Below are 14,493 nucleotides of genomic sequence, written 5' to 3' on the forward strand. Positions count from 1 at the left end.
TTAATGTGCTTCATGGCCTGAGTTCTCCGTTCTGTGAATTTGCTGTCTGGATAACTACAAATTTACCATAATCGTTGGGAATTCAGGCCTGTTTTCTTGCTGCTAATTCCTTAACCGGACAGCAGTGATCTGCTGCATTAAAGCATAACTCATTTACCTGAGATAACTCGTGAGCCAGTTTTGGGTGGGCATCCAGATCCATTTCAATTAACGTAATATTCCCTGAAATTGCTGCGAGCATATTATTGAAATCATGGGCAATCCCGCCAACCAGTGTGCCTATTGCCTCCATTTTTTGTGCCTGATTAAATTGCGCCTCCATTTTTTTCAGGTCTGTTACGTCATTTCCGGAGCATAGTACACCGTTCACTGCTCCTGACTCATCCCTGATGACGCTGTTGTGCCATTCGATGATCCGTTCATCTCCAGTCTTGGTAATGATCGGGCTGGTATAATATTCGACCAGTTTTTCATCACCAGTCATTAACTGCTCGAATATCTTTTGGGTCTGCTTGATATTGTTTTGTGGAATGAAGTGGTCAAACCACTTTTTGCCAACGATTTCATCTTCTGTATAACCAAGGATTTCGCAGGTTTTGGGGTTGGCCAGCGTGACAGTTTGTCCGCAATCAATGGCAATCATCATAACACTGGCAATATTCAGATATGTTTGTGCGCGTTGCTGTTCGATTTCTATAGCTTGTTTAGCCTGACGATGTGCAGTGACATCACGTAAATGGTTAACTACAGAAATTACAGAACCGTCACTGGCAAATTCAGGGTTGAGTAACCAATCCAGGGTCACCGGCCCATGGATGCCTGGCATGGTGAATTCATGTCTGGATGATTGCCCTGTTTCAAAAGCTTTATTCATGACTGCTTCAAATAAATCACACAGTTCGTCAGGAAACCCCATTTCTCTTTGAGTTTTACCTATAAACTCTTCCTGCCGTTTGCCGGTCAGTGTTGCACCCGCCGGGTTGAGATAGAGGTATTTCAGTTGTCGATCAAAGCGACTGATAACATCATCTGAATTTTCAACCAGTGCCCGATATCGATCCTCGCTCTGGTTTAATAACTCTTCTGCTTTTACACCCTGGCTGATGTCATGGATAATTGAGTACAGTGCATTCCTCCCCCGATACTCAATCGGGCCACTAAAGACCTCTACATTTCGGGATTCACCATTTGCAAGTCGGTGTTTGAAGAAAAAATGATCACGGCTTTCATCTTTTGCCTGTTGCATTGCAGCTCTGATCTTTGGGAGGGGGAATGTGTTAATGTCTTGAATACTGAGTGACTGAATTTCTTCTAGAGAGTATCCATAAAACCGAAGAGCAGCATTGTTGGCATCCAGAATGTTACCGTGTTCAGGGTCAATGATCAGAGCTGCTGCTGAGATGTTTTTAAAGAAATCCATATGGCTACTTTAATTCAAATGGGAAATAATTGAAGTAGCTCCAGAATCAGTCTTGCATGTTAGAGTTTACCCTAGGCTAATTTATCATCCGCGACGTGGTAGTGAGGGTCTTCCTTGATGTTTATCTCTACCAGGTCTCCAGCATTTTCCAGCAGTGCCTTACACTCAATACTCAGGTGACGCAGATGCAGGGTTTTACCTGCTTTGGTGTATTTCCCAGCCAGACTATCAATGCTCTCAATGGCTGAATGATCAGCTACGCGGGAATAGGCGAAATCAATAATCACATCGTCCGGATCATTCTCAATATCAAATAACTCATTGAAACGGTGGATCGATGCGAAAAACAGCGGGCCGTGCAGGATATAAATCTTGCTGCCTTCCTCGTTGATCTGTGTTTCAGCATAGACGTGACGTGCCTGTTTCCAGGCAAATACAAGTGCTGTGGCAATCACACCGACAATGACAGCCATGGCCAGATCTGTGAATACAGTCACTACTGCTACTAGCACGCCAACAAAAGAGTCTTCACGCGGGATTTTGTTCAGCAGGTTGAAGCTGCCCCATTCAAAGGTACCAATCACCACCATGAACATCAGGCCGACCAGTGCAGCGACAGGAACCATGGCAATCAGGTCAGAGGCGAATACGATGAAACTCAGCAGGAACAGTGCGGCGGAAATGCCCGAGAGATTACGCAGGCCACCGGAAGATACGTTGATCATGGTCTGACCGATCATCGCGCAGCCACCCATACCACCGAAGAAACCGTTCACGGTATTGGCAAGGCCCTGACCGATGGATACACGGTTACCCTGACCGCGAGTGCCGGTCATTTCATCCACCACAGTCATGGTCAGCAATGACTCTATCAGACCAACACCGGCAAGAATGAAAGCGTAGGGCAGGATGATATACAATGTTTCCAGATTCATCGGCAGATCAGGAATATGGAAAGTAGGGAAGCCTCCGCTGATATCAGCAATATCGCCCACAGATTTTGTATCCAGGCCGCCAAAAATGACCAGCAGGCTGACGGTGATAATGGCTGCTAAGCCACCGGGAAATGCGCGGGTGATTTTAGGTAAAAAGAACATAATCGCCATGGTCAGTGCGACCAGCCCCAGCATGGTGAATAGCGGTGGGCCGGATAACCAGTGCATGCTGCCATCTGCCCCTTTGACCTGAAATTGCTGCATCTGGGCCAGGAAGATTACAATGGCCAGACCGTTCACGAAGCCGAGCATGACAGGGTAGGGAACCATACGGATATATTTACCGAATTTCAGGCCACCAAAGGTCATTTGAATGATGCCGGTGATGACAATTGTGGCAAACAGGTATTCAACACCATGCTGGGCGACCAGTGCCACCATCACCACGGCCATGGCACCGGTCGCACCGGAAATCATACCAGGCCGGCCACCAACCAGCGATGTGACCAGGCCCATCAGGAATGCCCCGTACAAACCAACCAGTGGGTTAACTCCGGCAACGAATGCAAAGGCAACAGCCTCCGGCACCAGTGCCAGCGCAACGGTCAGCCCAGATAATACATCGTCTTTGGCTTTGGCTGCGTGGTTGTAATAAAGCTGAAACATGGGGGTACTCCTGTTGGGAGCGGCACTCTAGAGCAGGGTGAGATGAGTGCAAGGCGAGCTCTGCGCAGGAAATAATGCAGACAAAAAAATACGGGCCGCATGAAGCGACCCGTATCTGTTAGACAGTCTTTGAATGACTGTTTAGTTCATGACACGAAGTTCAACGCGACGGTTTTGTGCACGACCATCACTGGTTTCATTGCTCGTGATCGGCTGTGTTTCACCATAACCCTTCGAGGTCAGCCTGTTGGCAGCAATGCCCTTCGATGCCAGATAGTTCATCACACTGGCAGCACGACGCTCAGATAGAGCCTGATTATAGCTGTCTTTACCCGAACTATCGGTATGCGCGGCAACTTCAACGTTGATCTTGGCACGACGCTTAAGTGTGGCAACGGCATTATCGAGAATGGCAATGGAAGCCGGAGTCAATTCAGCACTGTCATGCGGGAAGTTGATGCCATCAAGTTTAATGATCTCAACAGGTTTAGGCTTTGGTTTAGGCGGTGGAGCACAATTTTTGCCGGCTGCAGCTTTTGCGGCCTTGGCTTTGGCAACAGCTCTTTCAGTCAGTTCTGCATTTTCGTCCGGATGGATATCGTGCTCGGTGTACTCATGAGCTGCCCAGTAAAAGGCTGCTACAGCTTCGGCCTGCAGTTTTGGCGCGCAGCGCTCAGCGCCTGCTGCTTTGGATGCTGCAATTGCATCACGGGCTTCAGCCAGTTCACTGCGTTCAGTATCCATGCTATGGCCTGCACATGCAGCAAGAGAAAGTGTGGAGGTGATTAGGATCAGTCGTTTAATCATTTTGAACCTCCGGCCTGAGCCGCATGCTCTTCAGCCATATTAATGAATTCTTTGGCCGCTGCCAGATCATGCTGGCCTTTTTCATCTACTGCGATGAAGGCAAACTTGCGTGCCAGATGCGCGTGGTAGCTGTTATTGCCCTCTGTTTGAGCTTCAACTGCTTCAGCCCTGTCTTCTATACTGCTCAGGCCAGCACTGGCTGGCAGGGCAAATGCAAATAATGCTAATATTAATAAACCGATTTTCATGAGCTCCTCCTCTTTAACTTAAACGTAGTGTAGCAGAGAAACCGCTATATGGAACCTGCAGTGCGGATTGAAATGGCGTAAATATTACGCTCTTTGCAAAACTTGTACTGGAGGCGTAGCCCGCTTTACTCAGAAGCTGTTTTCAACAGCTTTCCGAGTTCTCGCTGTATTGCCTTTCTTCTCAATAACAGTGTTAAATGGCCTCCGCCATGTGCATGCCAGATATGGGCTGCCCGCAATCCGGCCATTAACAGGCTGCGAACCCGCCGCGTATTGTCTGCCTGACTCAGATGTTCAGTTTTGCCACGCACGATAATGCGAGGATTCATCGTACTGATGGTTTCACCATACAGATCTGCCATGGCTGCAATGATATTGTTATGCATGGCATCACCGAAATACTGTTTCTGTTTTTCGATGCGGGTTATACCGTCGGCTAAATGATTACGCATCTCTGCATGTTTCGATAGACGTTTTTCGATACTGAGCAGGCCGGCGCAGTAGGTCATCAGTGCTTTGCTTTGTGGGAAATCATTGCCGCCCAGAATCTGGCTACTGACGCGCAGGCCAGTTTGCAGTTTGTTCAGACCGCCATAAAGCATGGCCGGGTCATGTGTTCCTTGCGAAAAAATACTTTCAATCAGTACGCGAGAGTCTTCCGGGTCTGCTATACCTTTGCGTGCAATGCTATCGACGAGATAGACTGCCTGAATCAGGGCGGCCAGAGCCGTAGTACGCTGTGTCATCGTAGAGAGATGCGATGAGTGGCTGGAATCAGGTATAGTTTTTGACATGTCATAATGCTGGAGAATTGATGGGAGATGCTCAAGTAATGAATGAAATGAGGATGTTGGCGCGGGCATGCCTGTTGCAGGCTTCGGTAGATGCCAAGCTGAAACAGGTCCGGAAGCTTACAGTGATGTGGAAAACTGGAAAGCTGGAGCTTGATACGCGCGCTAAAGCAGCCTCTGATATCCAGCCGGGCAGGCCTGACAAACCAACGTTGGCACGTGCAAGTAAAGTGAAGAAGCGTGGTTTTGCCACACAGGAAGGGCGAGCTGTGATGATGCATGCCATCGCTCATATTGAATTTAATGCCATCAATCTGGCACTGGATGCGGTGCAGAGATTTGCCGATATGCCCGAGCAGTTTTATAGCGACTGGCTGCGCGTGGCTGAAGAAGAGGTGTACCATTTTGAACTGATTCGTGCGCATATGCGACATATGGGTGCGGACTATGGTGATTATCCTGCCCATGGCGGTTTATGGGAGATGTGCGAAAAAACAGCGCATGATGTACTGATTCGCATGGCGCTGGTGCCACGGGTGCTTGAAGCCCGTGGATTGGATGTTACGCCGGGTATTCAGGAGAAACTATCACAGGCCGGTGATGAAAATGCAGTCAGTCTGCTTGATATCATTCTTCGTGATGAAATCGGCCACGTGGAGATAGGTAATCGCTGGTTTCGTTACTGTTGTGATCAGAGAGGAGTGGAGCCTGTTGCAACATTTACAGCATTGCTTGGCGAGTATTATCCGAAAGGTTTGATGGGGCCATATAATATGGTTGCGCGTGAAAAGGCTGGTTTTTCAAAACAGGAGCTGTCATACCTCTGCAAAGATCAGTCAGTATAAACAGTCATTAAAGATTCAGTGCTTCGCGCAATTTGCTTGCCAGCATATCGGGAGTGTAAGGCTTCTGTATAAACCCGACGAGTCCTTTGCCTGCAAATCGATTGGTAGCTTCCTGCTCATTGTAACCGCTTGAAAGGATCACTTTCGCATTCGGATCACATTTAAGGATTTCACTGAAGGCTTCTTCTCCATTCATGCGAGGCATGGTCATATCCAGCAAAACACCGGTGATTTCATCGGCATGTCGTTTATACATTTCCACACCTTCAATACCATCGATGGCAGTCAAGGTGCTAAAGCCCATATCGGAGAGCATCGCTGTAGCGACTTCAAGGATGGTTTCCTCATCATCGACGACAAGAATCGTGCCTGATGCCTGCCATTCATCAGATGGGGTTTCCAGGTTGTTCAGTGTCTCGGCAGCTATGTCGACACAGGGGAACAGGATTTTGAAACTGGTGCCTATGCCGGGTTCACTGCTTAACTTCATGGAGCCTTTATGGCCACGCACGATACCGAGTACAGCGCTCATGCCCAAACCGCGGCCGGAGAATTTGGTGGTGAAGAACGGGTCAAAGATCTTTTTAAGCGTGGCTTCATTCATGCCGCAACCGTTATCGGAAACTTCCAAATAGACATAGTCACCCGGCTCTATTTTTGCACCCAGTAAGGTGTCATTCAAGTAAGTTTCATCAGCCTGAAATGTTTTAGTCGTGATAGAGATGGTGCCTTTTTTCTCTTTGCCAATCGCTTCCGAGGCATTGGTAATCAGATTCATGATAATCTGCTGCATCTGGGACACATCAGCGTTGATGGCAGGCAGGTTTTCGTTCAGATTATAATTCAGCAAAATGTTTTTACTGATTGATACTTCCAGCAGTTTGCTCATCTGCTCAACCAGTTCCGAAAGGTCAATCGGTTTGACGATAAACTGTCCCTTGCCGGAGTAGGCAAGCATCTGTTTGCATAGATCTGCAGCACGATGACTGGCATGAACGATGCTCTCGACGTGATCGATAGCTGGAGACTGAACATCCATCTTGCTCTCGGCCATTGCCGCGTTGCCCATGATAGCTGTCAGAATATTGTTGAAGTCATGGGCGATGCCTCCAGCCAATACGCCAAGACTTTCCAGTCGTTGCGTGTGCTCGATCTGAATTTTCAGTTTTTCCTGTTCGCCAACATCACGTTTAATGGCGACATATTGTCGGGTTACTCCGGATTCATCCCTAACCGGAGAAATGACCATCTCTTCCGGATAGAGTTGCCCATTTTTGCGGCGGTTGATTACGCGGCCATTCCAGACTTTGCCTGCCTGAATAGTTTCCCACATCTCTGCATAAAAGGCTGGTGATTGTTCACCCGATTTGAGCAGTTTGGTTGATTTGCCAATCACCTCATTCAGTTTATAACCTGTCGTCCGCTCAAAAGCCGGATTAACATAGAGAATGGTCGCATCTATATCGGTAATTACGATCATATCCGAGGATTGTTCAATGGCATTGGTCAACATGCGCTGTTGTGATTCGGCTTCAACCTGATTGGAAAGATCGCGGATGATTGTGGTGAAAACAGGATTGTTGTCGTTATCGGTTGATTTGGACAGGTTGATTTCGATGGGGATTTCGTTGCCATTCTTATGAGTTCCAAGCATCCGTCGGGTCATGCTCTGCATCATGGCGCCGTCTGGTTGTGTGTTGTTCATGTGATGGTGCAGGGCGTGATGCTGAGATGGAATGATGGTGTTTACATGCTGGCCTAATATCTCGGATTCGCCATAACCGAACAGAGATTCAGCCTGCTTGTTCCAGACGAGGATGTTCATATCGGCATCGGCACTGATAATGGCATCGTGGGCACTATTGATCATATTGCGGTATTGCGTTTCTGAGTTACGCAACTCTCCGGTTTTTCGATATAGTTCGAGCAGCATGCCATTGATTGCCTGCGCCAATAGTCTGGCTTCTTTACTGGCCGGCATCTCCATATTGAGCCGCCTGTCATCGACACCAATCTCACCTGCTGCTTTCTCCAGTTGCTCGATTGGTTTTACCAATCCTCTGGCTATCAACAGATCGCCTAACAGTAAAAACAGTAAAATCACACTACCCATCAGGATGAAGCGCTGCTGTACATTGGCGAGTATCGCTTCCAGCCCTTGCAAAGATTGATGTACGATCAGATGGGCAATGGGCTGCCCGCGTTCATTCACAACCACTCTGGAGAGGCTTAGAAATTTTTCTCCTTTCAGATCAAGAATATGCGGGGTTAAATCCTTTTGAAGGATCTGCATGCCTGCAAGGTCGTGGGACCTGATCTGTGCTTCAATCGCTGCAAAGTGTTCTGGCGGCAGCGTGCTGGCATTGATGCTACCGTTGTTGTCGGTGACAGTAATATCACAGTATTCGGTTGCCTCTTTCAGCGATTCCAGAAACAGGTCTGAATAGATAAAACCCGTGGTTAGTACTCCCCAGATGTTTGGACCTGAACTCACCGGTTTGGAGACCATATTATAAACTTTATCGCCAATGCGGGACACATTACGACACTCTTTTCCTTTCAATGCACATACAATGCTCGGGAACGCTTTCACCTTATCGTTCTGACCGGTGAGTTGTGTGCTTTGCATCAGGGTTTGCCCCTGCGCATCACTGATGATCATGAGGGGGCTGTCAGGCAGCTTGAGAAGATTGTCAGTGACAGTTTTGATATGGCCTACTGAACGTTCGGCCAAGGCAGCCTTGAAAATCGGAAGACTGGCTACGTGCTCGGATTTTGTTGCCAGATGTTCGAAGCGTTCCTGCTGCAAGTCATTGATGACTTGCAGATGTTTCTCAGCAAAAGTGGCAACAGACAGTCGCTCTTCATGATCAACAGCAACACTGACTGCATAATAGAGTCCTATGAACAGCAATAGCAGGCTGGGGAAGAGGAATAACAGCAGCTTGGCTCTTAAGCTCATCCGTTTTATTCCGTCTCTTCGATGCCGGTCAAAGCGTGCAGGAAGGCGAGCAGATCATCGCGCTCAAGCTGCGTCAATTGCAGAGGTACTATTTGAGGGTCGATATTCTCTTTCACATCGCCACCACGATTATAAAAAAGAATAACCTGTTTGAGCGTAGCAATGCTGCCGTTGTGCATGAATGGCGCGGTCAGTGCCACCGAGTGAAGTCCCGGGGTTTTAAATGAACCACGCTGGCTGGGTAAAGGCAGGATCGCATATCGCCCTGCATCTTTGCCGGCAGGACCTGCTGCTGCCACACCAATATTATGAAAACCATTATCAGTCAGGTTCGGGCCATTGTGACAGAGCACGCAACGCGCTTTGCCCTTGAATAGTTGCGTGCCGCGTTTGGCACTTGCATTGAGCGCCTGTGAATCGCCCTTCAGGTATTTTTCGAAAGGGGAGTTGCTTGAAATGATTGTGCGTTCAAACGCGGCAATAGCTTTTCCAATGGTATCCGGAGAAATAGCTGCCTGAGCAAAGGCGTCACTGAACATCTGACGATATTCAGCATTTTGATTCAGCTCACTGACCAGTTCATGCAATTCCTGAGACATTTCACCGGCGGCCTGAATGGGGCCGAGTGACTGCTCTTCCAGGCTTACTGCACGCCCGTCCCAGAACCAGCGTTGCTGCCAGGCGGTATTAAACAGATGCGGTGTGTTGCGGCCCAACTCTTCACCCGGCACGCCAAAGGCACGCGGAAGCTTATCACCCCAGCCTTTCCCGGGGTCGTGGCAAGTGGCACAGCTGATAGAGTTATCACCGGAAAGGATGGGGTCAAAGAACAGTTTTTTGCCCAGTGCAATTTTTTCAGCTGTCTGCGGATTGTCGGCTGGCACTGGTAATGCTGGTAGCAGGCTCAGCGCCGGGGCACCGGATAAACCTGTTTCAATGTTGCCGGCGCTAGCTTGGGCTGCTGGCATCAGTAGCGCAAGCAACAGGGCAAGGGCAGGAAATGGCGTTCGTATATTCAATTCGATGCACCTGCTTTTTGATCTGTAAGGTCGATGCTGGTCCGACCTGTTTGAGTGACTTTAAACTTCGAGCTGATCAGCAAAGGCTGGTTTTTCCGCCACAGGTGTATTTCATATTGACCAGCAGGTATATCAGAGAAGCGGAACTCTTTTTTTCCTGTGCTTCTCTTGAACCAGGGTGTATCCATGACCAGCACTACGGCGTGCATGTTCGGGTGTACGGCGCAGAATATTTTTACTTCTCCGGTTTTGTCGAAAAGGACACTTTTATGACCTCCGTAGGGGTAGAGGCCGAGATCAAATGTTTTGGCTTTCGAGAAAGAGAAGACATTGTGATAAACAACATCATCATTGGTCATATCCACCCGGCTACCGACCGGAATAACAGTCAATGCAGGCGAAAACATTCTGCCTTTCTGGTGTAATACAACGGATTTTTTCTGAACTTTGACGACAAGCTGTTGTTGCAGCGCATGCAATGAAATAACAGCTTCATCATTGCCAGAGGGGAGTGTGCCGTATATTTCTCCGGCTATGGCGAATCCAGGTTGCAAAAGTGCAAACAGTAATATCAGGCCGATCCTGGCTAGATTCAAAATAAAACTCCCTGTTTTCCAACTAAAACAGAAGAGCAAGTTTAGTGCCGATATGCAGAAATATCAAAGGCACTACTCAGTTTGTGGATTTGAGTGCCGTCGAGAGGTTTGGAACCGGGGAGGGGATAGACCCATAGGCGATAGATTTAGTGGCTGAATAATTTCAGCGTTTGATCAAGTGGTCCTTCGTTAATAGCAAATGGTGCTTCTGCCTGTACTTTCGGCTTGGCGTGGAATGCGATACCCAGACCTGCGGCATGTATCATCGGCAGGTCATTGGCACCATCACCAAGGGCTACGGTTTGGGAAATGGGGATGCTGTGAATTTCAGCCTGCTCCAGCAGACAGTGGCGTTTGGTTTGCGCATCCACAATGGAGCCCAGTACTGATCCGGTCAGTTTGCCATTGTGGATTTCCAGTGTATTGGAGCGGGTAAAGTCGAGTTTCAGACGCTCTTTGAACTTGTCAGTGAAATAGGTGAATCCGCCGGATACCAGCCCCACCTTCCAGCCATGATTCTGCACGGTAGTGATCAGATTTTCTGCACCATCTGTCAGTTTAATACGCTCCAGATAGACACGTTCAAGTACCGAAGCATCGAGTCCGGCCAGCAGTTGTACGCGCTCCGTTAGCGATTCCGAGAAATCGAGTTCGCCGCGCATGGCACGTTCTGTGATTTCGGAAATTTGCTGCTTGATACCGAGAAAATCAGCAATTTCATCAATGCATTCGCACTGGATGAGTGTGGAGTCCATATCCATAAATAGCAGGCCGGGTTGTTTGAGGGTCGGGCGGGTCATATCTGTCATGGTTGTGAATCCTTGAGTAAGTCATCAAGAAAGGCAATGCAGCTTTTAAGTCGCTGGCGGTGATCTTCCGTGTCGTGCAACAGAGTCAGGTTGCCGTCGGGGGTTAAGCGGAACCGGTGTGGCTCCTGTTGCACGCGTAAAATCATTTTACCCGGATCAATTTGTGATTCAGCTGTAAAGTTGATTTTCAAGCCCAGTGAGCCTGTTTTGACGGAAGCCAGCGCCAGTTCAGATGCACGCCAGCGAATACGTTGCTGTTCCAGACAGAACTTGGCTTCATCCGGCATACGGCCAAAGCGGTCGGTCATCTCTTCAAACAGCAGGGTAATCTGGGCATCATCGACGACTCTGGAAATTCGACGGTAGAGGTTCAGGCGTTCACCCGGTTGCGGCACATAATCCGGCGGCAGGATGGCATTCATTCCCAGATGTATATCGCTGTTCTGTTTCGGTTTAGCGCGTTCTCCACGCGCTTCCGAGACAGCCTCGCTGAGCATCTCCATGTACAGGTCCAGCCCGATCTCTTCGATCTTACCACTCTGCTCAGCTCCGAGCAGATTGCCAGCTCCTCGAATCTCCATGTCCTGACGTGCAAGCAGGAAACCGGCGCCAAGCTCTGTATGTTCGGCTATCGCTTGCAGGCGTTCACGTGCAACAGCAGTCATGGCGCGTGCATCCGGTGTAAACATATAGGCATAAGCCTGTCTGTGACTGCGACCCACGCGCCCCCGGATCTGGTGCAGCTGTGAGAGTCCCAACAGATCGGCACGCTCAACAATCAAGGTGTTGGCATTGGGTACATCAAGACCCGATTCTATAATGGTGGTGCAGACAAGCACATGCAGGCGTCCTTCATAAAAGGCCAGCATCTGACGATCCAGCTCTGCCGGAGTCATCTGACCATGTGCGATACCAATCTCTGCTTCAGGTACATCTTCACGAATACGCTCGGCGATACGGTTGATGCTCTGCACATGGTTGTGGAGATAATAAACCTGTCCGCCACGATAGAGTTCGCGACGAATGGCTTCAGCCGCAAGATGCGGATCAAAGCTTGAAACCATGGTACGTATCGCTTCGCGCTCTGCCGGCGGTGTGCTGATGATCGACACGGAACGAAGGCCCGAGAGGGTTTGGTGCAGGGTGCGTGGAATCGGTGTGGCAGTCAGCGTTAGCAGATCAACGTTGGCATGTAAGGCTTTCAGCTTCTGTTTGTGCTTGACGCCGAAACGCTGCTCTTCATCAACGATGACCATACCTAGATTAGCAAACTCGAATTGATCCGAGAGCAGGCGATGCGTGCCGACTATTACCCTGATGTCACCACCGGCCAGCTCCCTGCAGATCTGATCGGTATCCTTTTTACCCTGCAATCTGGAGATCATGGCGACCTTCAGGCCTGAGCCTGCAAAACGCTCGGAGAAACTGGCAAAATGCTGATTGGCCAGCACAGTGGTAGGCGCAAGTATCGCAACCTGGCGACCGGATTCGGCAATAACAAATGCGGCGCGCATGGCAACTTCAGTTTTACCGAAGCCCACATCGCCGCAGATCACACGATCCATCGGTTTATCATGGGCAAGATCGACCATGATGGCATCAATGGCATCCGCCTGATCATCGGTCTCTTCAAATGGAAAACGGGCCACGAACTCTTCGTAGGAATCCTGTAGAGGGCCTTCTATTTTGCAGGCAGGACGGCGGGCTCCGGTACGTTCTGCTTCGACATCAATCAGTTCATGTGCCATGGCCAACAGATCACGTTTGACCCGTTCCCGTGTACGCTTCCATTTTTCCGATCCCAGCTTGTTCAGCTGAGGTGAATCATCTCCGCTATAACGGTGCAGGCGTGAGAGTTCTTCGACCGGCACGTAGACACATGCTTTATCTGCATATTCAATTTTAATAAAATCAGCGAATTGCTCCCCATCAGCATCATCGCTCATGGTTTCCAGGCCCTGATAGCGACCAACACCATGATCTTCGTGTACAACTGCGTCACCGGCTTTCAGTTCTGCCAGACTGGTGAAGATATCGCTGCGCAATACCGTGGTACTGCGACTGCGTTTACGCGGCAGACGCTGGCCCAATAGTTCACGCCCTGTGAGTAACAAAAGTTTACGATCCGTGATGGCAAAACCGGTATCAAGGAATCCGATGCAGTTACTCAGCTGAGGCAAATCCTGTTGGCATGGATGGGCTTCGTTGATGTTATCAGACAGTGTTTGGCTTGCTTCGAGCATGCGTTCCTGCTGGCCAAGGCCATGCGCAACAAACGAAACACTCCAGCCGTCTGCCAGTTTTTTCTGAAGCAATTCACGCAGCTTATGCAGAGGCTGTTTTGAGTCTGAGAAGTCAGTGATCGAAGGGGCTGCCTCTATGGCAGACTGCGGGAGCAGGTTTGAGTTCACTGGCGTTTCAACTGCATATAGTTCCTGAGGACTGATGCTGGGCTCGGATGATGCCCTTACCATCTCAAACTGGGCGCGTACCTGTCCGGTGAATGTTTCTCTCTGCATCTCAATGTTTTCAACACTGTAAACATCTACTGAGTCGGGCAGATAATCACTAAGGCGGGCTGTCTGTTTATAAGCCAGCGGGAGCAATGCTTCAATGCCTGGGTGGGGTCTGCCTGCCTGTACTGCTGTGAGCATCGGATGTTTGCGCAACTGCGGGAAACGGGCTCGGAACGCTGCAATAAACCTTTCCTGACCGGGTTTGTCGAGAATCACTTCACGTACCGGAACTGAAGTGAATGATTCCAGTTCCTCGGAAGAACGTTGGGTTTCAGGATCGAAACGCAATATGGATTCGATATCATCACCAAACATATCGATGCGTAGAGGCGAAACTTCTGTAGCAGGCCAGATGTCCAGCAGACCACCACGCGCAGCAAATTCACCCTGAGCCAGTACTCTGTCGGCAGGCATCATGCCGGCCTCAGCCAGTCGCGATTTCAGATTACTGATATCAAACTGTTGTCCCTGCTTCAGTTGCCAGACATGCGTTGCGACCGATTCAGGTGGAGCAATACGTTGCAGCCATGCAGGCAGCGATGTGAGCAGTAGTCCTTTGGGGTTGGGAGTGGAAAGCAGTCGACCAAGGGTGGAGAAACGTTCGCCGACAATGGAATGGTGAGGTGAAACCCGGTCATAAGGCAATACTTCCCAGGCAGGGAAACGCCACAGCAGTTCAGGGCTGTCCTGCAGAAAAAAAGAGATCTCTTCAGCCAGTTGACGGTAGCTGCGCAGATCAGGGCAGATCCATACAGATATCCGGTTTGAGCGTGCCAGTTCGGCCAGCTTCCAGGCAAGGCCTGTTAGTTGATCAGAAGTGATTTGGGAATTACTTGTTTGCTCTGTGTTGACTGTGCTGTTCATGGGGTGGCGCATGCT

Annotated in this window: 11 protein-coding genes; 1 reads left to right on the forward strand and 10 read right to left on the reverse strand. The window is 49.4% G+C overall.

The genetic code is table 11. The features are described from left to right. Positions 1-82: 82 nt before the first annotated feature. The 5 genes from MMIC_RS03175 to hflD form a co-directional block, all read right to left on the reverse strand. On the reverse strand, positions 83-1,420 hold the full coding sequence (locus MMIC_RS03175) for a PAS domain-containing protein (RefSeq protein WP_072658992.1): 1,338 nt from the start codon (positions 1,418-1,420) through the stop codon (positions 83-85). 71 nt (positions 1,421-1,491) lie between these two features. Then, positions 1,492-3,021: a SulP family inorganic anion transporter gene (locus MMIC_RS03180; RefSeq protein WP_072658994.1), complete on the reverse strand. Its 1,530-nt coding sequence runs from the start codon at positions 3,019-3,021 to the stop codon at positions 1,492-1,494. 141 nt (positions 3,022-3,162) lie between these two features. Next, a complete protein-coding gene (locus MMIC_RS03185; protein WP_072658996.1) occupies positions 3,163-3,828 on the reverse strand; it encodes an OmpA family protein in 666 nt (221 codons plus the stop codon). Then, on the reverse strand, positions 3,825-4,076 hold the full coding sequence (locus MMIC_RS03190; protein ID WP_072658998.1) for a hypothetical protein: 252 nt from the start codon (positions 4,074-4,076) through the stop codon (positions 3,825-3,827). Before MMIC_RS03190 ends, MMIC_RS03185 begins: the two co-directional genes overlap by 4 nt. 125 nt (positions 4,077-4,201) lie before the next feature. Continuing rightward, on the reverse strand, positions 4,202-4,870 hold the full coding sequence (gene hflD / locus MMIC_RS03195; RefSeq protein ID WP_083530415.1) for a high frequency lysogenization protein HflD: 669 nt from the start codon (positions 4,868-4,870) through the stop codon (positions 4,202-4,204). A 38-nt stretch (positions 4,871-4,908) separates the two neighbouring features. Between hflD and MMIC_RS03200 the strand changes: the two genes are divergently transcribed. Then, positions 4,909-5,712, forward strand: a complete 804-nt coding sequence (locus MMIC_RS03200) for a ferritin-like domain-containing protein (RefSeq protein WP_083530421.1) — start codon at positions 4,909-4,911, stop codon at positions 5,710-5,712. Between the two features lie 7 nt (positions 5,713-5,719). Here the strand turns inward: MMIC_RS03200 and MMIC_RS03205 are convergent, their stop codons facing one another. The 5 genes from MMIC_RS03205 to mfd form a co-directional block, all read right to left on the reverse strand. Then, on the reverse strand, positions 5,720-8,674 hold the full coding sequence (locus MMIC_RS03205) for a PAS domain S-box protein (RefSeq protein WP_072659002.1): 2,955 nt from the start codon (positions 8,672-8,674) through the stop codon (positions 5,720-5,722). Positions 8,675-8,679: 5 nt separating this feature from the next. Beyond that, a complete protein-coding gene (locus MMIC_RS03210) occupies positions 8,680-9,693 on the reverse strand; it encodes a cytochrome-c peroxidase (RefSeq protein WP_227819326.1) in 1,014 nt (337 codons plus the stop codon). Next, the gene (locus tag MMIC_RS03215) at positions 9,690-10,289 is read right to left on the reverse strand and encodes a cupredoxin domain-containing protein (protein WP_072659004.1); all 600 of its coding nucleotides are present in this window, start codon (positions 10,287-10,289) and stop codon (positions 9,690-9,692) included. The genes MMIC_RS03210 and MMIC_RS03215 overlap by 4 nt, the downstream gene beginning before the upstream one ends. Before the next feature lie 146 nt (positions 10,290-10,435). Continuing rightward, positions 10,436-11,098: a phosphoserine phosphatase SerB gene (gene serB / locus MMIC_RS03220; RefSeq protein WP_072659006.1), complete on the reverse strand. Its 663-nt coding sequence runs from the start codon at positions 11,096-11,098 to the stop codon at positions 10,436-10,438. Then, the gene (gene mfd / locus MMIC_RS03225) at positions 11,095-14,478 is read right to left on the reverse strand and encodes a transcription-repair coupling factor (protein ID WP_083530416.1); all 3,384 of its coding nucleotides are present in this window, start codon (positions 14,476-14,478) and stop codon (positions 11,095-11,097) included. Before mfd ends, serB begins: the two co-directional genes overlap by 4 nt. Between the last annotated feature and the right edge of the window lie 15 nt (positions 14,479-14,493).

Origin of the sequence: Mariprofundus micogutta (assembly GCF_001895085.1) — a bacterium.
Lineage (GTDB): Bacteria > Pseudomonadota > Zetaproteobacteria > Mariprofundales > Mariprofundaceae > Mariprofundus > Mariprofundus micogutta.